This window comes from Serratia sp. 22278, assembly GCF_052045405.1.
Lineage (GTDB): Bacteria > Pseudomonadota > Gammaproteobacteria > Enterobacterales > Enterobacteriaceae > Serratia > Serratia marcescens.
This window is the reverse complement of sequence record NZ_JBQEOW010000018.1, coordinates 1-21625: the sequence shown is the minus strand read 5'-3', so window position 1 is coordinate 21625 and position 21625 is coordinate 1. Positions and strand designations below refer to the sequence as shown.

Here is a 21625-nt window from a genome sequence, read left to right as displayed (position 1 = left end):
ATGAGTCTGAATTTTCTTGATTTTGAACAGCCGATTGCAGAGCTGGAAGCGAAAATTGACTCGCTGACTGCAGTCAGCCGTCAAGACGAAAAATTAGATATTAATCTGGACGAAGAGGTTCAGCGCCTGCGTGAAAAGAGCGTTGAGCTGACGCGCAAGATTTTTGCCGATCTTGGGGCTTGGCAAATTGCCCAATTGGCACGCCACCCGCGCCGTCCTTATACCCTGGATTATATCAAACACATCTTTACCGACTTTGAAGAGTTGGCGGGCGATCGCGCTTACGCTGACGACAAAGCGATCGTCGGCGGCATTGCGCGCCTGGATGGCCGTCCGGTGATGATCATCGGGCACCAGAAAGGCCGTGAGACCAAAGAGAAGATCCGCCGCAACTTCGGCATGCCGGCGCCGGAAGGCTACCGCAAGGCGCTGCGCCTGATGGAAATGGCCGCGCGCTTCAAGATGCCGATCATCACCTTTATCGATACCCCTGGCGCTTATCCGGGCGTGGGCGCGGAAGAACGCGGCCAGTCGGAAGCTATCGCGCGCAACCTGCGTGAGATGTCGCGTCTGAACGTGCCGGTCATCTGCACCGTCATCGGCGAAGGCGGCTCCGGCGGCGCGCTGGCGATCGGCGTGGGCGACAAGGTGAACATGCTGCAGTACAGCACTTACTCGGTGATTTCGCCGGAAGGCTGTGCTTCCATCCTGTGGAAGAGCGCCGATAAGGCACCGCTGGCCGCAGAAGCGATGGGCATCACCGCGCCGCGTCTGAAAGAGCTGAAGCTGATCGACTCGGTGATCCCGGAGCCGCTCGGTTCCGCGCACCGCGACGTGCCGGCGATGGCCGCCGCGCTGAAAGCGCAGCTGCTCGCCGATCTGAAAGATTTGGATGGCCTGAACGACGAAGAGTTGCTCAACCGCCGTTACCAGCGTCTGATGAACTACGGCTACTGCTGAGTTCTGTGTTTCGCTGCAAGAAACCGCCTCCGGGCGGTTTTTTTTGGGCTACACACCGTCGGATTTTCGTGGTGTTATAGAGACTTGGCCGTTAACTGACAGGAGCTGCCGATGAATATCATCGCCATCATGGGCCCGACGGGCGTCTACTACAAAGATGAGCCGATTCGCGAGCTCCACGCTGCGCTGGCCGCCATGGGATTCCAGCTGGTGTACCCCAAAAACAGCGGTGACCTGCTGAAGTTGATCGAAGCCAACGCCCGCATCTGCGGGGTGATCTTCGACTGGGACGACTACAGCCTGGAGCTGTGCAGCGAGATCAACGAGCTGAACGAATACCTGCCGCTGTATGCCTTTATCAATACCCACTCCACTTTCGACGTCAGCCTGCATGAAATGCGCATGGTGCTCTATTTCTTCGAGTATGGCCTGAATGCGGCAGACGACATCGCGCAGCGCATCCAGCAGTACACCGCGGAATACATCGACACCATTACGCCGCCGCTGACCAAGGCGCTGTTCAACTACGTGCGCGAAGGGAAGTACACCTTCTGCACGCCGGGCCACATGGCCGGCACCGCGTTCCAGAAAAGCCCGGTAGGCTGCCTGTTCTATGACTTCTTCGGCGCCAATACCCTGAAGGCCGATATCTCGATTTCGGTCACCGAGCTCGGGTCGCTGTTGGATCACACCGGCCCGCATCTGGAGGCCGAAGAGTACATCGCGCGCACCTTCAACGCCGAGCAGAGCTATCTGGTCACCAACGGCACCTCCACCGCCAACAAGATCGTCGGCATGTATTCGGCGCCGGCGGGCAGCACGGTGCTGATCGACCGCAACTGCCACAAATCGCTGTGCCACCTGCTGATGATGAGCGATATCACGCCGATCTATCTGCGCCCGCTGCGCAACGCCTACGGCATCCTCGGCGGGATTCCGCAGCGCGAGTTCACTCGCGAGAGCATCGCCGCCCGGGTGCAGGCGACGCCGAACGCCACCTGGCCGGTGCACGCGGTGATCACCAATTCCACCTATGACGGCCTGCTGTACAACACCGACTACATCAAGCAGACGCTGGAGGTGCCGTCGATTCACTTTGATTCCGCCTGGGTGCCTTACACCAACTTCCACCCGATTTACGACGGCAAGAGCGGCATGAGCGGCGAGCGGGTGCCCGGCAAGGTTTTCTACGAAACCCAGTCTACCCACAAGCTGCTGGCCGCCTTCTCGCAGGCCTCGATGATTCATATCAAGGGTGACTACGATGAGAGCACCTTCAACGAAGCCTACATGATGCACACCACCACTTCGCCGCACTACGGCATCGTGGCGTCGATGGAGACCGCCGCCGCCATGCTGCGCGGCAACCCGGGGCGCCGTTTGATCAACCGTTCGGTGGAGCGCGCGCTGCATTTTCGCCGGGAGGTGCAGCGGCTGCGCGAGGAGAGCGACAGCTGGTTCTTCGATATCTGGCAGCCGGAAGAGATCGATGAGGCACAGTGCTGGCCGCTGGATCCGGACGATAACTGGCATGGTTTCGGCCAGACCGATCGCGATCATATGTATCTCGATCCGATCAAGGTGACGATCCTGACGCCGGGCATGAATGAGCTGGGCGCGCTGGAAGAAGAGGGGATCCCGGCGGCGCTGGTGGCGAAGTACCTCGACGAACGCGGCATCGTGGTGGAGAAGACCGGGCCGTACAACCTGCTGTTCTTGTTCAGCATCGGCATCGATAAAACCAAGGCGATGAGCCTGCTGCGCGGCCTGACCGACTTCAAGCGCGCCTACGATCTCAACCTGCGGGTGAAGAACATGCTGCCGGATCTGTACGCCGAGGATCCGGATTTCTATCGCCATATGCGCATCCAGGATTTGGCCGCCGGCATTCATCGCCTGATCCGCCAACACGATCTGCCAGGCCTGATGCAGCGGGCGTTCGATGTGCTGCCGGAAATGAAGCTGACGCCGCACCAGATGTTCCAGGAGCAGGTGCGCGGCAATGTCGAAACCTGCGATCTGGATCAGTTGGTGGGCAAGGTGGCGGCCAATATGATCCTGCCTTATCCGCCGGGCGTGCCGTTGGTGATGCCGGGTGAAATGATCACCGAAGAGAGCCGGGCGGTGCTCGATTTTCTGCTGATGCTGTGTTCGATCGGCGAGCGCTATCCCGGGTTTGAAACCGATATCCACGGCGCCAAGCTGACGGAGGATGGGCGTTATCTGGTGAAGGTGCTGAAAGCCCCACAGCCATAATGGCATAACGCGCCCGGCGGTTTGGCAGGATACGTCGGGCTTTTTCATTGACGGCATTGTCGCCGCCGGATACCGTGCCTCATCAAAACGAATAGAAGAGAGTTTCTATGCTGGCGTTACGTCAGGTGCACCACATCGCGATCATTGGCGCGGACTACGCCGCCAGCAAGCATTTCTACTGCGACATTCTCGGATTTACCCTGCTGAGTGAAGTCTACCGCGAGGAGCGCGACTCCTGGAAAGCGGATCTGGCGCTCAACGGGCAATACACCATTGAGCTGTTTTCGTTCCCCTCGCCGCCGGCTCGCGTCAGCCGCCCGGAGGCCTGTGGCCTGCGTCATCTGGCGTTCAGCGTCGACGACATCGATCAGGCCATCGCTCATCTGCAGGCGGCCGGCGTCGCCTGCGAACCGGTGCGTGTCGATCCCTACACCCAATCCCGATTTACCTTTTTCAGCGATCCCGATGGTTTACCGTTAGAATTATACGAGAGTTAACGGCTTAATCGCCTCCCGGCGGCCACAGCCGGGGGCGATTATGCTATGATCGCGCCCTTGCCCTACATGCCTACAGAGTTATTTCCGCCATGCAAGAGCCTGCTTTTCGCGTCGGGGAGTGGCTGGTTACTCCTGCCGACAACACCATCAGCCGCGATGGTCGCCAGAAAACGCTGGAACCGCGCCTGATCGACATGCTGTGTTATTTTGCCCGGCACCCCGACGTGGTGCTGAGCCGCGACGAGCTGATCGACAACGTCTGGAAGCGCAATATTGTCACCAACCACGTGGTGACCCAATGTATTTCAGAGCTGCGCAAGTACCTGAAAGACGGCGACAGCGACAGCCCGGAATACATTATCACCGTGCCCAAGCGCGGGTATAAGCTGGCGACGTCGGTGATCTGGTGTGAAGAGGAGGAGACACAACCCGCTATTGCACCGGCGCCGCAGATCGCGGTGATCATGCATGAGCCGGAAGACGGCAGCGATGATGACGACGAGACGCCGTACGTGCCGCCGCGCCGGGCAAGCGGCGCGCCGTCTGACGCGCCTGGCGAAAAGCAGCCGCGTTTTTATCGTCGCCCGACCTTCTGGGTGTGGCTGGCGTTTCTGGCGGCGCTCAGCGTTTGCGTGGCGTTTGTCGGCATCGCCACGCTGTCGCAGCGCGTGCCGGTATCGACCATGCCGGTGCTGCTCAACCCGCGCGATATCGATATCCGCATCCAGGGCGGCGAGAGCTGCAGCAACTGGATGCCCCAGCTCTCTTACGTGGTGGGCGTCAGCGAGCTGATCACCGATTCGCTCAACACCTACTCGACCTTCCTGGTGCATGACCAAACCAATTACAACTATTCCGGCCCCAGCAATTCGGGCAAGTCGCTGTATATCGAGTTCGTCAATCAGCGCCACTACCGCGCCCAGCAGTGTTTCCTCTCCGTGCGGCTGGTGGATAACGCCGACAGCTCTGTCATGCTGGACAAGCGTTACTTCATTACCGCCGATAATCAGCTGAAGATCCAAAGCGACTTCCTCTCCAGCCTGTCCGCCGCGCTGAAACAGCCCTGGCCGCCGCAGCTGGAACAGCGTCTGGCGCAGCTGCTGCCGGACAACGGGCCGCTGCTGCAGCGCTTCTACCAGGCGCATCAATTGTTGATCCACGGCGACGCCGATTCGTTGACTCGCGCCAGCGCGCAGCTGAGCGAGCTGATTAAAAGCGCGCCGAATTTCCACTACCTGCTGGCGGAAAAAGCGCTGGTGGATCTGCTGCGCAACTCTTATCAACCGTTCGACAGCCAGGGGCTGGCTCAATTGCGTGCCGATATCAGCCATCTGGCGACGATCCCGGAATTGAAAAACACGCCGATCGTGCAGCAAGTTCTGGCGGTAGATGCCTTGACGCAGGGGCGGATTGACGAGGCGCACCGGGCGATCGATCTGGGGATTGAGTTGCAAATGTCGTGGCTGAATTATGTGCTGCTGGGCAAGGTGTATGAAATGCAGGGGCAGAATCATTTGGCGGCCGACTCTTATATTACCGCCTTCAATCTTCGCCCCGGTGAGGATACCTTGCATTGGATCTCCAATGGCGTATTCCAGACGTCATTGACCAACGTAGTGCCTTATTTAAATAACTATCAGCGCCAATAATTAATCCAATATCACGCCGCCCTTATTCTTCGGGAATCATGGCGGCGTTATTTATTGGTGAAGCAATGTTGCATGAATGTATTATTTTGCTGCGCGATATTATTTCTTTTTTGCCATTTGTTATGCGTCATTAACCTTGTCATCTTTTTGTTTTTAAATGATGTTTATCTTTTCTTTAGCCTGTCTTTTTATCTTGATGTGTTAATGAAAAACCTCAGGTTATCATTTGTATGATCATGAGCGTAATCTCACTTTATCTTTATGACTTTATTCCCCCCGATGGTTAGCATCCTGACAATCAAGCCGGCTCATTAAAATCTTTTATTTATGGGTGTGGCTTATAAGAAACGTAAATCAGGAGAAACTGACCATGGCTTCACCCAAGAAAATAGGGCTTATTGCCTGCACCGGCGTGGTCGCCGGTAATATGATGGGGAGCGGGATTGCCTTATTGCCCGCCAACCTGGCGAGTCTCGGATCCATCGCTATTTGGGGATGGGTGATCTCGATTATCGGGGCGATGTCGCTGGCTTATGTGTATGCCCGCCTCGCCACCAAAAACCCGCAGCAGGGCGGCCCTATCGCCTACGCGGGTGAAATTTCCCCGGCCTTCGGTTTCCAGACCGGCGTGCTTTATTACCATGCCAACTGGATCGGCAACCTGGCCATCGGCATTACCGCCGTTTCTTATCTCTCCACCTTCTTCCCGGCGCTGAACAACCCGGTGCCCGCCGGCATCGCCTGTATCGCCATCGTGTGGGTCTTCACCTTCGTCAACATGCTGGGCGGAACCTGGGTCAGCCGTTTGACCACGCTGGGCCTGGTGCTGGTGCTGATCCCGGTGATCGTGACCGCCACCCTCGGATGGCACTGGTTTGACGCCGCCACCTATCAGGCTAACTGGAATACCTCCGGCACCACCGACAGCCATGCGGTCATCAAAAGCATCCTGCTGTGCCTGTGGGCGTTTATCGGCGTGGAGTCCGCAGCGGTCAGCACCGGCATGGTGAAAAACCCGAAACGCACCGTGCCGCTGGCGACCATGCTCGGCACCGGCCTGGCGGGCATCATCTACATCGCCGCCACCCAGGTGATCAGCGGCATGTTCCCGGCGTCTGAAATGGCCGCCAGCGGCGCGCCGTTCGCCATCAGCGCCTCGGCGATTATGGGCAACTGGGCCGCACCGATGGTTTCCGCCTTCACCGCCTTCGCCTGCCTGACCTCGCTCGGTTCGTGGATGATGTTGGTCGGCCAGGCTGGGGTGCGCGCCGCCAACGACGGCAACTTCCCGAAAGTGTACGGCGAGCTGGATAAAAACGGCATTCCGAAGAAAGGCCTGCTGCTGGCCGGCTGCAAAATGACCGCGCTGATGGTGCTGATCACCCTGATGAGCTCCGCCGGCGGCAAAGCCTCCGACCTGTTCGGCGAGCTGACCGGCATCGCGGTGCTGCTGACCATGCTGCCTTACTTCTACTCCTGCGTAGACCTGATCCGCTTTGAAGGGGTCAACGTGCGCAATCTGCTGAGCCTGATCGCTTCAGTGTGCGGCTGCGGCTTCTGCTTCATCGCGCTGATGGGCGCCAACTCTTTCGAACTGTCCGGCACCTTTATCATCAGCCTGATTATCCTGATGTTCTACGCCCGGAAAATGAATACCCGCCAGGCTGCCAACGCCGCGGCGGTCGATGAAAACACCACGGCCAAAGCGCACTGATTCGCGTCCGCTGACCGACTGAATTTACCCAGCCCCTTTCTTTCCGACCTGTCAGCCGCGACGGGAAGGGGCTTGCTTTGCCAGGAGAAATGCATATGAACGTTATCGCCATCATGAATCACATGGGTGTCTACTTCAAAGAAGAGCCCATCCGTGAACTGCATCAGGCGCTGGAAAGTCTGGATTTCCGCATCGTTTACCCTAACGATCGCGAAGACCTGCTGAAACTGATCGAGAACAACGCCCGTCTGTGCGGGGTGATCTTCGACTGGGACAAATACAACCTGGAGCTGTGCGAAGAGATCAGCCAACTGAACGAATACATGCCGCTGTACGCATTCGCCAACACCTATTCGACGCTGGACGTCAGCCTGAACGATCTGCGCATGCAGGTGCGCTTCTTCGAATATGCGCTCGGCGCGGCAACCGACATCGCCGCCAAGATCAAACAGAACACCGACGAGTATATCGACACCATCCTGCCGCCGCTGACCAAGGCGCTGTTCAAATACGTGCGCGAAGGCAAATACACCTTCTGTACGCCGGGCCACATGGGCGGCACCGCGTTCCAGAAAAGCCCGGTGGGCAGCCTGTTCTACGATTTCTTCGGCCCGAACACCATGAAGTCGGATATTTCGATTTCGGTGTCCGAGCTGGGATCGCTGCTGGATCACTCCGGCCCGCACAAAGAGGCGGAAGAGTACATTTCCCGCGTGTTCAACGCCGAACGCAGCTACATGGTGACCAACGGCACCTCCACCGCCAACAAGATCGTCGGCATGTATTCGGCGCCGGCGGGCAGCACGGTGCTGATTGACCGTAACTGCCACAAGTCGCTGACTCACCTGATGATGATGAGCGACATCACGCCGATCTACTTCCGCCCGACCCGCAACGCCTACGGCATCCTCGGCGGTATTCCGCAGAGCGAGTTCCAGCGCGCCACCATCGCCAAACGCGTGAAGGAGACCCCGAACGCCACCTGGCCGGTGCACGCGGTGATCACCAACTCCACCTATGACGGCTTGCTGTACAACACCGACTTTATCAAGAACACCCTGGACGTGAAGTCTATCCACTTCGATTCCGCCTGGGTGCCTTACACCAACTTCCATCCGATCTATAAAGGCAAGTGTGGCATGAGCGGCGGCCGCGTGGAGGGCAAGGTGATCTATGAAACCCAGTCCACCCACAAACTGCTGGCGGCCTTCTCGCAGGCATCGATGATCCACGTGAAGGGCGACATCAACGAAGAAACCTTCAACGAAGCCTACATGATGCACACCACCACTTCGCCGCACTACGGCATTGTGGCCTCGACCGAAACCGCCGCGGCGATGATGAAAGGCAACGCCGGCAAGCGCCTGATCCACGGCTCTATCGAACGCGCGATCAAGTTCCGTAAAGAGATCAAACGCCTGAAAGTCGAATCCGACGGCTGGTTCTTCGACGTCTGGCAGCCGGAGCACATCGATGAGCCGGAGTGCTGGCCGCTGCGCTCTGACAGCGCCTGGCACGGTTTCAAGAATATCGACAATGAACACATGTACCTCGATCCGATCAAGGTCACCATTTTGACGCCGGGGATGAGCAAGGAAGGCGAGATGCAGCCATTCGGCATCCCGGCCAGCATCGTGGCGAAATACCTCGACGAGCGCGGCATCATCGTCGAGAAAACCGGGCCGTACAACCTGCTGTTCCTGTTCAGCATCGGCATCGACAAAACCAAGGCGCTCAGCCTGCTGCGTGCGATGACCGACTTCAAACGCTCGTTCGACCTGAACCTGCGGGTGAAAAACATGCTGCCTTCGCTGTATCAGGAAGCGCCTGATTTCTATGAAAACATGCGCATTCAGGATCTGGCACAGAACATTCACCGCCTGGTGGAGCAACACAACCTGCCGGACCTGATGTACCGCGCGTTCGAAGTGCTGCCAACCATGGTGATGAATCCGTACCAGGCGTTCCAGAAAGAGCTGCACGGCGAAGTGGAAGAGGTCTATCTGGAAGAGATGGTCGGTAAGGTCAACGCCAATATGATCCTCCCATACCCGCCGGGCGTGCCGCTGGTGATGCCGGGCGAAATGCTGACCGAGGAGAGCCGGCCGGTGCTGGAGTTCCTGCAGATGCTGTGCGAAATCGGCGCGCATTATCCGGGCTTTGAAACCGACATTCATGGCGCCTACCGTCAGGCGGACGGACGTTATCGGGTGAAAGTGCTGAAGGCGAAATAACCGCAGCCAATCACAGGGGAGGCCTCGCGCTTCCCCTTTGTCGTTCACCGACTGATGGGAGACCACCATGAAAACACCCTCACAGCCGCGCGCAATCTACTATGTCGTAGCGATACAAATTTGGGAATATTTCAGCTTTTACGGCATGCGTGCGTTACTGATCCTCTATCTGACCCACCAACTCGGCTATACCGACAGCCGCGCCATCGATCTCTACAGCGCTTACGCTTCGTTAGTTTACGTCACTCCGATTCTTGGCGGCTGGCTCGCCGACCGCCTGCTGGGCAACCGCGTCGCGGTGATCGCCGGCGCGGCGCTGATGACCCTGGGGCATATCGTGCTCGGCCTGAGCGCGGTTTCTGCCCAGTCGCTCTATCTGGCGCTGGCGATCATCATCTGCGGCTACGGCCTGTTCAAATCCAATATCAGCTGCCTGCTGGGCGAGCTGTATCCGGCCCAGGATCCGCGGCGCGAAGGGGGCTTCTCGCTGCTGTACGCCGCCGGCAACGTCGGTTCCATTTTGGCGCCGATCGCCTGCGGGCTGGCGGCCGAGCGCTATGGTTGGCACGTCGGCTTTGCGTTGGCCGGGATCGGCATGTTCGCCGGCCTGGCGATCTTCCTGCTGGGTGGGCGTCATTTCCGCCACACTCGCGGCGTGAATGCCCCGCTGATGCGCGCCAGAAGCCTGGGCCTGCCGCACTGGGGCTGGCTGTTGGCGGCGTTGCTGGCATCGCCGCTGTTCTTCACGCTGTTGTTTATGCGCGACTGGGCCGGCTATTTGCTCGGGCTGGTGTGCGTGGCGGCGGTGGCGCTGGTGGCGCGCATTATGCTGCGCGCGGACGCCGGCCAGCGCCGGGGGCTGTGGCAGATCGTGGTGTTGATGCTGTTGGGCACGCTGTTCTGGGCCTTTGCCCAGCAGGGCGGCAGCTCCATCAGCCTGTTTATCGACCATTTCGTCGACCGGCGCTGGTTCGGCTGGACGGTGCCGACCGCCTTGTTCCAGTCGGTTAACGCTTGCGCGGTGATGCTGGGCGGCGTGGCGCTGGCATGGCTGGCGAGCGGCGATGGCGACCGCACGCTGCGCATCTGGTGCAAGTTCGCCTTCGGTCTGCTGTTGATCGGCGTCGGCTTTACGCTGATGGCGCTTAATACGCGGCTGCACGGGCCGGGGTCGATGGGGCTGATGATCGCCGGCCTGGCGGTGATGGGCTTCGCCGAACTGTTTATCGATCCGGTGGCGATGGCGCAGATCACCCGGCTGAATATCCCCGGCGCCACCGGCGTGTTGACCGGCATCTATATGCTGGCGACCGGTTCTATCGCCAACTACCTGGCGGGCATCATCGCCAATCAGACCGCCGAAGATCACCTCGAGGGGGCGGCGATGCAGGCGTATGGCCGCATTTTCGCCCAGATCGGCTGGGGAGCGGCCGGATGTGCGCTGGCGGTGATCGCGGTGCTGGGCGGCTGGTGGCTGCTGACGCGACGCCAGGCCCGGACGGTTAATGCTTGATTGATGACGGTAGGCGGGGTTAACGTGCAGCTATGTAGAAGTGACAAAGCCTACCGATGGATACTGATCAATTAACAACGCGGGTGGCGGACCAGCTGGGCGCGCAGCAGCGGCTGCTGGTGGCGTTTAGCGGCGGCCTGGATTCCAGCGTGCTGCTGCATCTGCTGGCGGCGTTGCGCCGCCAACGTCCGGCGCTGCAGCTGCGCGCGTTGCACGTGCATCATGGCCTGAGCGCCTTTGCCGACCGTTGGGTTGAGCATTGCCGCAGCCGGTGCGCCGAGTGGCGGATCCCGCTGACGGTGACGCACGTGCAGGTGGATGCCCGTCAGGGCGGCATCGAAGCGGCGGCGCGTGAGGCGCGCTATGCCGCCTTCAGCGCCGCCCTGGCGGAGGGCGAAGCGCTGCTCACCGCTCAACACCTTGACGATCAAAGCGAAACTTTCCTGTTGGCGCTCAAGCGCGGCAGCGGGCCGGCGGGGCTATCGGCGATGGCGGCGCGCGCCACGCTGGGCGAGCATTTGCTGTTGCGGCCGTTGCTGGGCTGCTCGCGTCAAACGCTGGAAAGCTACGCGCAGCGCCACGCCTTAAGCTGGATAGATGACGACAGCAATCAGGACACGCGCTTCGATCGCAATTTCCTGCGTTTGCAGGTGTTGCCGCAGCTCAACCAGCGCTGGCCGCACTTCGCTTCGGCGGTGGCGCGCAGCGCCAGCCTGTGCGCCGAGCAGGAGCAGCTGCTGGACGAACTGCTGGCGGAACCGCTGCAAAGCCTGTTGGCGGCGGACCGCTCATTGGCGATCGACGGCCTGACCGACTGTTCGCCGGTGCGGCGCTTCGCTTTGTTGAGGCGCTGGATCGCGTTGTTTAACGTCACTATGCCGGCGCGTGAGCAGCTACAGCGCCTGTGGGAGGAGGTGGCGCTCAGCCGGGAAGACGCCGAACCGCAGCTGCAGCTCGGCGCCTATCAGATCCGCCGTTTCCGCGGTCGGTTGCACCTGTTGCCGCCGCTGGCGGCGCTGCGCGATGTGCATCTGCCTTGGCAGCCTGACGAGACGCTGACGTTGCCGGACGGGCTGGGGCAGTTGGTTGCCGGTGAGGGCGATCTGGCGCTGCGCGCGCCGCTGCCATCGCAGCAGATCAGCATTCGTTTCGGCGGCGTGCAGGGCGCGGTGCGCATCGTGGGGCGCGCCCATTCGCGGCCGATAAAAAAACTGTGGCAGGAACTGGGTATTCCCCCCTGGCAGCGTGAACGCATCCCGTTGATTTACTATGATGAGCAGCTGATCGCCGCGCTGGACGTATTTGTCTGTGAGGCGGGGCAGGTGCCGGAAGGCGAACGCCCGTGGCGGCTGCGCTGGGAAAAAAATCATAATCGCGAGGAGCACTGATGAAGTTAGTGGGGATCACGCTGTTGGCCGCCGGCCTGTTCAGCCTGCCGGCGTTGGCGGCGGGGGATACGGCCGCCGGTCAGGCGAAAGCCGCCGCCTGTGCGGCGTGCCACGGCGCGCAGGGCAAGGTGACGGTGCCGATGTACCCGAATCTGGCCGGGCAGAACGCCATGTACCTGCAGCACGCGTTGCAGGCGTACAAGAAAGGGGAGCGCAACGGGGGCCAGGCCGAGGTGATGAAGGCCTATGTGTCGGGGCTGTCGGATGACGATATCGCCGATCTGGCGGCCTATTACGCCAGCCTGAAGCCGTAAATGACGAGGGCAGCCGTTGGGCTGCCCTGTTGGGATGGGGTTACCGCTGCTCAGTCCGACAGGCTGACGACCACGGTACCGATTTCCGGATGACTGAAACTGCTGATATGGTCCAGGCGCAGGTCGCGCTGCTGGCCGTTCTGTTCGATGGTCAGATACTCAACGCGTTTCTTTTGCAGCAGGTCGATCGCCTTGGCCTCGATCACTTCTCCGTCGCGTAACTCCAGCTTCAGAATAAGTTTATGCTGACAGGCGAGTTCCAGGTTGTCGTAGTCATCGCAATTGATGGGTTGGTACTCATCATTCATCAACATAGTCGCTCACCAATAAGTTAGCGGCGGCAAAGGCCGCCTGTTCCCTAACGGAGGACGGTAGCGCATCGTTCGCTGCGACATCGTCCAATGCCTTTAACGCACAAGCCAGCGCATCAGGCACGTAGCCAAGATCTCCACTGCCAATCTCGGCGTAAGTACGGCGTACTAACTCACAGTATTGTTGCACAGTTTCCTCCCTTAAGAACCTCTGCATCATCAAGACCGCTCTCGCGATGAGGCGCAGGCTCTCGGAGTTTTATCCTATCCTAGACGACTATAGCACAGCTGTTATGGAGTTATCAGCACCCCGGCACGCCTTTCGCACTGCCGCAGCCTGGCCGCGCTGGCGGGGTTTGGCCCTGATCAAGTACACTGTCGCCGGATAATAACGAGGTCACCCATGGCGCTGAAAGCAACCATTTATAAAGCCGCGGTCAATATTGCTGATATGGATCGTCACTTCTACCACGACGCCACGCTGACGCTGGCGCAACACCCGTCCGAAAACGAGCAGCGCATGATGCTGCGCCTGTTGGCCTGGATCTGTCATGCCGACGAGCGGCTGGTGTTCACCAAAGGGCTGAGCGCCGACGACGAGCCGGAGATCTGGCAGCGCAACGACCACAACGGGCTGGAAATGTGGATCGAGATGGGATTGCCCGACGAAAAACGCATCCGCAAGGCCTGCAATCAGTCGCCGCGCGTGGTCTTGTACGCTTACGGCGAGCGCGCCGCGCACGTGTGGTGGCAGGCGATGCAGGGAAAAGTGGCCGGCTACAAGAACCTGAGCGTGCGCTTCCTCGATGACGAACAGCTGGCGCGCCTGACGGCATTGGCCAGCCGCACCATGACGCTGCAGGCGACGCTGCAGGAGGGAACTATTTGGCTGTCCGATGCTCAGAATAGTCTGGAAATCCAGTTTGCCGAGTGGCAGCGGGCACAGGTGTGACCGGTGCTGGAACTGTCAAGAAACGTCGCCATACCGGATAATGAGCTTGAGTTGACGGCGATCCGCGCGCAGGGCGCGGGCGGCCAGCACGTGAACAAAACCTCAACGGCGATCCATTTGCGCTTTGACATTCGGGCCTCCAGCCTGCCAGAGTATTATAAGGAAAGGCTGCTGGCGCTGAATCACCATCTAATTACCGCCGATGGCGTGGTGATTATCAAGGCGCAAGAGTATCGCAGTCAGGAATTGAATCGCGAAGCGGCGTTGGCCAGGCTGGCCGCGCTGATTCGGCAGGCGATGGTGGTGGAAAAAACGCGCAAGGCGACCAAGCCGACGAAAGGGGCGAAATTGCGCCGTTTGGAAGGCAAGGCGCGTAAAGGCGCCACCAAGGCGCTGCGCGGCAAGGTTCGCACTTAGGAATACATGAACACAGTAGGAGAATAACTGTGAAGAAAATTACGGTAGCCCTGTTCTTGGCGGCAGGCGCACTCTCGTTGTTGGGATGCAACAATCATTATCAGCCGAAGGAACAACCGCTGCAGGCGATGCCGCAGAGTTATCAAGGATTGTTGCCTTGCGCCGATTGCGGCGGGCTGGATACGGCGCTGTTCCTGGATGAAGACGGCACCTTTGTGCTGCAGGAAACCTATCGCGGCACTAAAGACGGCGATCAGACCTTTGCCGACTATGGCAAATGGGCGCGCACTGCGGATAAGCTGGTGCTGACCGACAGCACCGGTGAAAAACGTTACTTCCGTCCGGTGGGCAAAAGCCTGGAGATGCTGGATCGCAGCGGCGCGCCGATCGAGTCCAAGCTGAATTACCGTCTGGAGCCGATTGAAAAACCGTTGCCTAAAACCCCGATGGTGATGAAAGGCAGTTACACCTATATGGCGGATGCGGCAGTCTTTAAGGACTGCGCTACCGGCATCACGTTCCCGGTGGATAATAACATCGCGCTGGAGCAAGGTTACGCCAAAGCCAACAAAAATGCCGGCGAGCCGGTGTTCCTGACCTTCAATGCGCACTTCAGCGTGCAGCCATCGATGGAAGAAGGGCAGATAGAGAAGGCGGTGGTGCCGGACGGCAAAATCGCGTTCGACCGCAGCAAGAACTGCAGCAGCAAGTAAGCGTTTTCGGACATAAAAAAACCCGCCTAGGCGGGTTTTTTATTTTCTGGCGTTCGTCGCTCAGCGTTTGATCTGGCCCAGCAGGAAATCAACGATTTCACCGGTTTTGATCATTTGCTTTTCGCCGACGCGGCGGTTTTTGTACTCGATCTCTTCGTTGTCGAGGTTACGGTCACCGATAACGATAGAGTGCGGCACGCCGATCAGCTCCATATCCGCGAACATCACGCCCGGACGCTCTTTGCGGTCATCGAGGATCACATCGATGCCGTGGGAGCGCAGGGTGTTGTACAGCTCTTCCGCCAGCGCCTGCACGCGGAACGACTTGTGCATGTTCATCGGCAGGATCGCCACCTGGAACGGCGCGATGGCGTCCGGCCAGATGATGCCGCGTTCGTCGTGGTTCTGCTCGATGGCGGCGGCCACGACGCGCGTGACCCCGATGCCGTAGCAACCCATGGTCAGCACCTGGTTGCGGCCGTCTTCACCCTGCACGGTCGCTTTCATCGCTTCCGAGTACTTGGTGCCGAGCTGGAAGATATGGCCCACTTCGATGCCGCGTTTGATCAGCAGCGTGCCCTGACCATCCGGGCTGGCGTCGCCTTCCACCACGTTACGGATATCGGCCACCTGCGGCAGCGGCAGATCGCGCTCCCAGTTGATGCCGAAGTAGTGTTTGCCGTCAACGTTGGCGCCGGCGCCAAAGTCGCTCATCGCCGCCACGCTGCGGTCGGCTACCACCGGCATCGGCAAGTTGACCGGGCCGAGTGAACCCGGGCCGGCGCCGACGATGGCGCGAATTTCTTCTTCGGTGGCGAAGGTCAGCGGCGCGGCAACCTGCGCCAGCTTCTCTGCCTTGACTTCGTTCAGCTCGTGATCGCCGCGCACCAGCAGGGCGACCAGCTTGTGGCCGCTCTCTTCGGTGGCGCGCACCATCAGCGTCTTCACGGTTTTTTCCACCGGCAGCTGGAATTGCTCGACCAGCTCGGCGATGGTTTTGGCGTTCGGCGTATCCACCAGGCGCAGCTCTTCGCTGGCCGCCGCGCGCGGCGCTGCCGGCGCGACCGCTTCCGCCAGCTCGATGTTGGCGGCGAAATCGGAACCGGTGGAGAACACGATATCGTCTTCACCGCTCTGCGCCAGCACCTGGAATTCGTGCGAGGCGCTGCCGCCGATCGAGCCGGTATCCGCCTGCACCGGGCGGAAATCCAGGCCCATGCGGCTGAAGATTTTGCTGTACGCTTCGTACATCGCGTCGTAAGTCTCCTGCAGAGACTCCTGTGAGGTGTGGAAGGAGTAGGCATCCTTCATCAGGAACTCACGGGAACGCATCACGCCGAAACGCGGGCGCACTTCATCACGGAACTTGGTCTGGATCTGGAAGAAGTTCAGCGGCAGCTGCTTGTACGAGCTGATCTCGTTGCGGATCAGATCGGTGATCACTTCTTCATGCGTTGGGCCCAGCACGAACGGACGATCGCCGCGGTCGACGAAGCGCAGCAGCTCGGGGCCGTATTGCTCCCAACGGCCGCTTTCCTGCCACAGATCGGCAGGCTGAACCACCGGCATGGAAACTTCGATCGCGTTAGCATTGTTCATTTCTTCGCGAACGATGTTTTCAACCTTCTTCAGAACGCGCAGGCCGGTCGGCAGCCAGGTGTAAAGACCGGAGGCCAGCTTGCGGATCATCCCGGCGCGCAGCATCAGCTGGTGGCTGATCACTTCGGCGTCGGCAGGTGTCTCCTTCAGTGTGGAGAGCAGATATTGGCTAGTACGCATGGTGTTTTGGTTCCGTTAGAACTGCAAATTGCATCGGGCTGCCAGAGTGGCGGCCAAAAGTGACAAAAGTGGTTTAGTTTACCAGCGCGAGCGGGTCGCCAAAAGAGAGGCGGCGGAATTTTAACGCGGGTCGAGCGCCAACACTTCGGTGTGGCCGTCCACGACACGCCAGCGCACGTTGAAATCCAACAGCCAGACGGCGTAATCCCGTTCGATGTCCTCTCCTTTACGATAGGCGGGACGGGGGTCTTGCGCCAGCACCTGGCTGATAAAACGCCTTAATTGCGGGTAGCGCGCCTGATGTTGCTGCAGCTGTTGCTCGGCCTGCGGTGCGAAACGCACCGGCATATCGCCGGCGGGCGCGGCCTGGGCAAAGCCGGCGCGGGCCTGCGGCTGGCTCTCGGCGAACGGCAGATAAGGCTTGATGTCCACCACCGGGGTGCCGTCGACCAGGTCGAGGCTGCCCAGTTCCAGCGCCACTTCACCGTTTTTCACCCGCACGCCCTTCAGCTCAATGAGCGACATGCCGAGCGGGTTGGGGCGGAAGGTGGAGCGGGTGGCGAACACGCCCATGCGGGCATTGCCGCCTAAACGCGGCGGACGCACCGTCGGGCGCCAGCCGCCTTCCATGGTTTGATGGAAAATGAACATCACCCACAGATGGCTGAAATCGCTGAGGCCGCGCACCGCTTCCGCCTGGTTGTAAGGCGGCAGCAGCAGCAGTTCGCCGCCGCCGTCTTCGACCAGCCCCGGTTGGCGGGGCACGGCGAATTTTTCTTTATAGGGCGAGCGGATCACGCCGATCTGCTCGAAAACGAATTCGGTCATTTGGACGAGACGTTAAGCGCCGAGCCCTGGCAAACGGCCTGCTGGTAACAACCGGCGACGCCGCTGACAATCTGGCAGTCGTGCAGCAGCACGGCGTTGGCCTTCATGTAAGACGCACGGATTTGCATGCGTTTACGGGCGGTAGCCAGATTCGGTGGGGAGTCTTGCACGGTGGTTTGGCACGATTCGCCGGACACTTCACCCAGATCGCGGAACGGCTTGCCCACGAGTTCTTCTGCACTTTTATACAGTTTTACCGGAGCGGGGCGGGCGGCCGGCGTGGTCTTGGCCGGGGCGGTCGTGGTCGGCTTGCTGGTGCTGTTTGTTGAGGATGGCGCGATACGTTGCGATGAACATCCGGCCAGCGCGAGCGCTAACAAACAGAGAGGTAAAACACGCATTGAGATTCCTCTGCCTTAATGAAAGTGGCGCTATTGAAGCAATCTATGGCGGAAATAACAAGACGGGCCTTGGCCCGTCTTGCAATTATAGGAATAAAATGGGTGAATAAGCGCTTACCAGCCTTTCACCGCACCGCCGTTGAAGATTTTGTTGGCGGCGGCGTCAACGTCGTCAGACTGATAGGCCTGCACGAATTTCTTCACGTTTTCCGCATCTTTGTTATCTTCGCGCGCAACCAGCAGGTTGACGTAAGGTGAGTCTTTATCTTCCACGAACAGACCGTCTTTCGCCGGCGTCAGGCCGATCTGGCTGGCGTAGGTGGTATTGATCACCGCCAGCGCGATCTGCTGATCGTCCAGAGAGCGCGGCAGCTGAGGCGCTTCCAGCTCAACCAGTTTCAGGTTTTTCGGGTTCTCGGTCACGTCCAGCACGGTCGGCAGCAGGCCAACGCCGTCTTTCAGTTTGATCAGACCGACTTTTTGCAGCAGCAACAGCGAACGGCCCAGGTTGGTCGGATCGTTCGGCAGCGCGATCTGAGAGCCCTCTTTCAGTTCGTCCAGCGATTTGATTTTCTTGGAGTAACCGGCGATCGGGTAAACAAAGGTGTTGCCGACCGGCACCAGTTTGTAGCCGCGATCTTTGATTTGCTGATCCAGATATGGCTTGTGCTGGAAAGCGTTCAGGTCGATATCGCCTTTGCTCAACGCTTCGTTAGGCAACACGTAGTCGTTGAAGGTGACCAGTTCAACGTCCAGACCGTATTTCTCTTTCGCCACTTTCTGCGCCACTTCAGCCACTTGCTGCTCTGCGCCGACGATTACGCCGACCTTGATGTGGTTCGGATTCTTTTCATCCTGGCCACAGCCCGCCAGAGCCAGCGTGCCGATCAGTGCGCCAATTGTCGCGATGGATTTAAATGTTAACGACATATCCCTTCCTCATTAGACTCGCATTAATATGCGGTGAAATTATTTATGGGTAACGGCTTTGACGATGCGATCGCCGCAGAATTGGATCAGATAAACCAAAACTACCAGTAATACTAATACGGTATTCATAACTGTGGCGTTATAACCGATATAACCGTATTGGTAACCGATTTGGCCCAGACCACCGGCGCCGACCGCGCCGCCCATGGCGGAGTAGCCCACCAGGGTGATCAGGGTGATGGTCGCGGCGTTGACCAGGCCCGGCAGGGCTTCCGGCAGCAACACTTTCTTGATGATCTGCATCGGCGTGGCGCCCATGGCGCGCGCCGCTTCCACCAGACCGGACGGGATCTCCAGCAGGGCGTTTTCCACCATGCGCGCGATGAACGGCGCGGCGCCGACGGTCAGCGGCACGATGGCCGCCTGCAGGCCGATCGAGGTGCCGACGATCATGCGGGTAAACGGAATCATCCAAACCAGCAGGATAATGAAGGGGATGGAACGGAAGATGTTCACCAGCCCGGACAGGATCTTATACAGCGAATTGTTGGCGATGATCTGCCCCGGGCGGGTGACATACAGCAGCACGCCTACCGGCAGGCCGAGCACGAAACCGAAGAAGCCGGAGACAAAGGTCATCATGACGGTTTCCCACACGCCACGCGCCATCAACCACATCATTGCCTCAGACATAACCCAGAACCTCTACTTTTACCTGATTTTCTTGCAGGAACTTAATCGTCGCCAGCGCGTCTTCGTCGCTGCCGTGCAGCTCCGCCAGCATCACGCCGAATTTTACGCCGCCGGCATAATCCATCTGGGCGCTGATAATGTTGTTGTTCACGTTGAAGCGGCGAGCGGCTTCAGACAGCAGCGGCGCATCGACCGACTGACCGGTGAACTCCAGGCGCAGCAGCGGCTGACGGTCGCCCTGGCGCTCCGGCGACAGGCGCGCGGCGTAGTCGTCCGGAATATCCAGATGCAGCGTGGACTGAATGAACTGCTGGGCCAGCGGGGTTTTCGGGTGTGAGAACACTTCGCTGACGCTGTCTTTTTCGATCAGCTGCCCCTGGCTGATGACCGCGACCTGGTCGCAGATGCGTTTCACCACATCCATTTCATGGGTGATGAGCAGAATGGTCAGACCCAGACGGCGGTTGATGTCTTTCAGCAGTTCCAGGATGGAACGGGTGGTGGCCGGATCCAACGCGCTGGTGGCTTCGTCGCACAGCAGCACTTTGGGATTGCTGGCCAGCGCACGGGCGATCGCCACGCGCTGTTTCTGGCCGCCGGACAGATTGGCCGGGTAGGCGTCGTGTTTGTCCGCCAGGCCGACCAGCTCCAGCAGTTCGGTCACGCGCTTTTTGATCTCGGCGCGCGACGTATTGTCCAGTTCCAGCGGCAGCGCCACGTTGCCGAACACCGTGCGGGAAGAGAGCAGGTTGAAGTGCTGGAAGATCATGCCGATTTGGCGACGGGCGCGCGTCAGTTCGCTTTCCGACAGAGACGTCAGATCCTGGCCATCGACCAGCACCTGGCCGGAGGTCGGGCGCTCAAGCATGTTGGCGCAGCGAATCAGCGTGCTTTTGCCGGCGCCGGAAGATCCGATAACGCCATAGATTTGCCCGGCAGGGACGTGAAGGGTCACGTCAGAGAGCGCGGTAATGGTGCGCGAACCCTGCTGGAACACTTTAGTGATGTTAGAAAGTTTAATCATATTCTTCTTATTTTAGCGTGGTTGCCCGTGGCTAGATAAAAGTAAACCTCGGCGTGGAACCAAGGTATGGATCAGATGTTAAGGCGTCTAGACGTCTAAGTCAACGACCAGCGACGTTCTCCGGCGTTCTCAGTGCGGGGTAAAACATGCGATACTGTCAGCGTATTCAGCCCCTCAGGAGCAAAGCGGTGACACAAAGCGTTCCAGCAATTTTTCTCGATCGTGACGGTACGATTAACGTTGACCATGGTTATGTCCATGAAATCGACAACTTCCACTTTATTGACGGCGTGATTGACGCCTGTCGCGAACTCAAAAAGATGGGGTTCGCGCTGGTGATGGTGACCAACCAGTCGGGCATTGCGCGCGGCAAGTTCAGCGAAGACCAGTTTATGTACCTGACCGAGTGGATGGACTGGTCGCTGGCCGATCGCGACGTCGACTTCGACGGCATCTATTTCTGCCCGCATCATCCTGAGGCGGTAGTGGAAGAGTATCGTCAGGTCTGTGACTGCCGTAAACCGCAGCCGGGCATGCTGCTGCAAGCGCAGCAGGAATTGAACATCGATATGGCCGCTTCTTATATGGTGGGCGATAAACCGGAAGACATGCAGGCGGCGATCGCGGCCGGCGTCGGCACCAAGGTGCTGGTGCGTACCGGCAAGCCGGTGACGGAGCAGGGCGAAAAGCTGGCCGATTGGGTGCTAAATAGCCTGGCGGACCTGCCGGCAGCCATCAAAAAGCGGGTTTAATAGGCGTTACGAATGAATAGTGAGCGGTCAGATAAAAAATGCATATTATCGCTTGTCATTCTGAACCGGCTCCCTATAATGCGCCTCCATCGACACGGCGCAAGTGATTCACTTCACACAGCGGCCGGGAAGAAAGAGAAAAAATCCTGAAAATTAGGGTTGACTCTGAAAGAGGAAAGCGTAATATACGCCACCTCGAGTTAGCAAGCGAAAGCGCCTAACTCACTGCTCTTTAACAATTTATCAGACAATCTGTGTGGGCACTCCACAAGACGATATCCAGCATCTTCGGATGCAAAA

Annotated in this window: 21 protein-coding genes; 13 read left to right on the top strand and 8 right to left on the bottom strand. The window is 59.1% G+C overall.

What is annotated here, in order from left to right:
* The 9 genes from accA (at position 1) to ACTJJ6_RS22105 (ending at position 12525) form a co-directional block, all read left to right on the top strand.
* A complete protein-coding gene (accA, locus tag ACTJJ6_RS22145; RefSeq protein WP_004931972.1) occupies positions 1–960 on the top strand; it encodes an acetyl-CoA carboxylase carboxyl transferase subunit alpha in 960 nt (319 codons plus the stop codon).
* A gap of 111 nt (positions 961–1071) precedes the next feature.
* Complete coding sequence (locus ACTJJ6_RS22140) at positions 1072–3216, top strand: lysine decarboxylase LdcC (protein WP_016929878.1); 2145 nt, start codon at positions 1072–1074, stop codon at positions 3214–3216.
* 107 nt (positions 3217–3323) lie between these two features.
* The gene (locus ACTJJ6_RS22135) at positions 3324–3713 is read left to right on the top strand and encodes a VOC family protein (protein WP_079450528.1); all 390 of its coding nucleotides are present in this window, start codon (positions 3324–3326) and stop codon (positions 3711–3713) included.
* An 89-nt stretch (positions 3714–3802) separates the two neighbouring features.
* On the top strand, positions 3803–5362 hold the full coding sequence (gene cadC, locus ACTJJ6_RS22130; protein WP_049299751.1) for a lysine decarboxylation/transport transcriptional activator CadC: 1560 nt from the start codon (positions 3803–3805) through the stop codon (positions 5360–5362).
* 370 nt (positions 5363–5732) lie between these two features.
* Complete coding sequence (cadB, locus tag ACTJJ6_RS22125; RefSeq protein ID WP_033639529.1) at positions 5733–7076, top strand: cadaverine/lysine antiporter; 1344 nt, start codon at positions 5733–5735, stop codon at positions 7074–7076.
* A gap of 95 nt (positions 7077–7171) precedes the next feature.
* Positions 7172–9310 (top strand): lysine decarboxylase CadA, encoded by a 2139-nt coding sequence (gene cadA, locus ACTJJ6_RS22120; RefSeq protein WP_016929874.1) that lies wholly within the window; start codon positions 7172–7174, stop codon positions 9308–9310.
* 67 nt (positions 9311–9377) lie between these two features.
* Complete coding sequence (gene dtpD, locus ACTJJ6_RS22115) at positions 9378–10823, top strand: dipeptide permease DtpD (RefSeq protein ID WP_440804404.1); 1446 nt, start codon at positions 9378–9380, stop codon at positions 10821–10823.
* Positions 10824–10879: 56 nt separating this feature from the next.
* Positions 10880–12211 (top strand): tRNA lysidine(34) synthetase TilS, encoded by a 1332-nt coding sequence (gene tilS / locus ACTJJ6_RS22110; protein WP_164053598.1) that lies wholly within the window; start codon positions 10880–10882, stop codon positions 12209–12211.
* Positions 12211–12525 (top strand): c-type cytochrome, encoded by a 315-nt coding sequence (locus ACTJJ6_RS22105; protein ID WP_016929871.1) that lies wholly within the window; start codon positions 12211–12213, stop codon positions 12523–12525. Before tilS ends, ACTJJ6_RS22105 begins: the two co-directional genes overlap by 1 nt.
* Positions 12526–12575: 50 nt before the next feature.
* Here ACTJJ6_RS22105 and rof read toward each other — a convergent pair whose 3' ends face one another.
* Together rof and ACTJJ6_RS22095 are read right to left on the bottom strand one after the other, a co-directional pair.
* Positions 12576–12839, bottom strand: a complete 264-nt coding sequence (gene rof / locus ACTJJ6_RS22100; RefSeq protein ID WP_004931991.1) for a Rho-binding antiterminator — start codon at positions 12837–12839, stop codon at positions 12576–12578.
* Positions 12826–13026 carry a YaeP family protein gene (locus ACTJJ6_RS22095; protein ID WP_004931993.1) on the bottom strand — a complete coding sequence of 67 codons (201 nt, stop codon included), beginning with the start codon at positions 13024–13026 and terminating at the stop codon, positions 12826–12828. The genes rof and ACTJJ6_RS22095 overlap by 14 nt, the downstream gene beginning before the upstream one ends.
* Positions 13027–13239: 213 nt before the next feature.
* Between ACTJJ6_RS22095 and ACTJJ6_RS22090 the strand changes: the two genes are divergently transcribed.
* From ACTJJ6_RS22090 to nlpE, 3 genes are read left to right on the top strand one after another with little or no spacing between them, the layout of a single operon-like run.
* Positions 13240–13788 carry a YaeQ family protein gene (locus tag ACTJJ6_RS22090; protein WP_015378883.1) on the top strand — a complete coding sequence of 183 codons (549 nt, stop codon included), beginning with the start codon at positions 13240–13242 and terminating at the stop codon, positions 13786–13788.
* A gap of 3 nt (positions 13789–13791) precedes the next feature.
* A complete protein-coding gene (gene arfB, locus ACTJJ6_RS22085) occupies positions 13792–14205 on the top strand; it encodes an alternative ribosome rescue aminoacyl-tRNA hydrolase ArfB (protein WP_028127523.1) in 414 nt (137 codons plus the stop codon).
* A 29-nt stretch (positions 14206–14234) separates the two neighbouring features.
* Positions 14235–14918 (top strand): envelope stress response activation lipoprotein NlpE, encoded by a 684-nt coding sequence (gene nlpE / locus ACTJJ6_RS22080; RefSeq protein ID WP_151254489.1) that lies wholly within the window; start codon positions 14235–14237, stop codon positions 14916–14918.
* A gap of 60 nt (positions 14919–14978) precedes the next feature.
* On the opposite strand, the gene proS is transcribed toward nlpE, so the two are convergent.
* From proS to metN, 6 genes are all read right to left on the bottom strand, one after another.
* Positions 14979–16697 (bottom strand): proline--tRNA ligase, encoded by a 1719-nt coding sequence (proS, locus tag ACTJJ6_RS22075; protein ID WP_028127522.1) that lies wholly within the window; start codon positions 16695–16697, stop codon positions 14979–14981.
* A 120-nt stretch (positions 16698–16817) separates the two neighbouring features.
* A complete protein-coding gene (gene tsaA, locus ACTJJ6_RS22070; RefSeq protein ID WP_004932003.1) occupies positions 16818–17525 on the bottom strand; it encodes a tRNA (N6-threonylcarbamoyladenosine(37)-N6)-methyltransferase TrmO in 708 nt (235 codons plus the stop codon).
* Positions 17522–17926, bottom strand: coding sequence for an Rcs stress response system protein RcsF (gene rcsF, locus ACTJJ6_RS22065; protein ID WP_025304011.1), 405 nt, complete (start codon positions 17924–17926; stop codon positions 17522–17524). The genes tsaA and rcsF overlap by 4 nt, the downstream gene beginning before the upstream one ends.
* A gap of 114 nt (positions 17927–18040) precedes the next feature.
* Complete coding sequence (locus tag ACTJJ6_RS22060; RefSeq protein ID WP_033639535.1) at positions 18041–18856, bottom strand: MetQ/NlpA family lipoprotein; 816 nt, start codon at positions 18854–18856, stop codon at positions 18041–18043.
* A gap of 39 nt (positions 18857–18895) precedes the next feature.
* A complete protein-coding gene (locus ACTJJ6_RS22055; protein WP_004932010.1) occupies positions 18896–19549 on the bottom strand; it encodes a methionine ABC transporter permease MetI in 654 nt (217 codons plus the stop codon).
* Positions 19542–20573, bottom strand: a complete 1032-nt coding sequence (metN, locus tag ACTJJ6_RS22050; protein WP_016929862.1) for a methionine ABC transporter ATP-binding protein MetN — start codon at positions 20571–20573, stop codon at positions 19542–19544. Before metN ends, ACTJJ6_RS22055 begins: the two co-directional genes overlap by 8 nt.
* A gap of 188 nt (positions 20574–20761) precedes the next feature.
* Here metN and gmhB point away from each other — a divergent pair, with 188 nt between their 5' ends.
* A complete protein-coding gene (gmhB, locus tag ACTJJ6_RS22045; protein ID WP_015378880.1) occupies positions 20762–21325 on the top strand; it encodes a D-glycero-beta-D-manno-heptose 1,7-bisphosphate 7-phosphatase in 564 nt (187 codons plus the stop codon).
* The last annotated feature ends 300 nt before the right edge of the window (positions 21326–21625 follow it).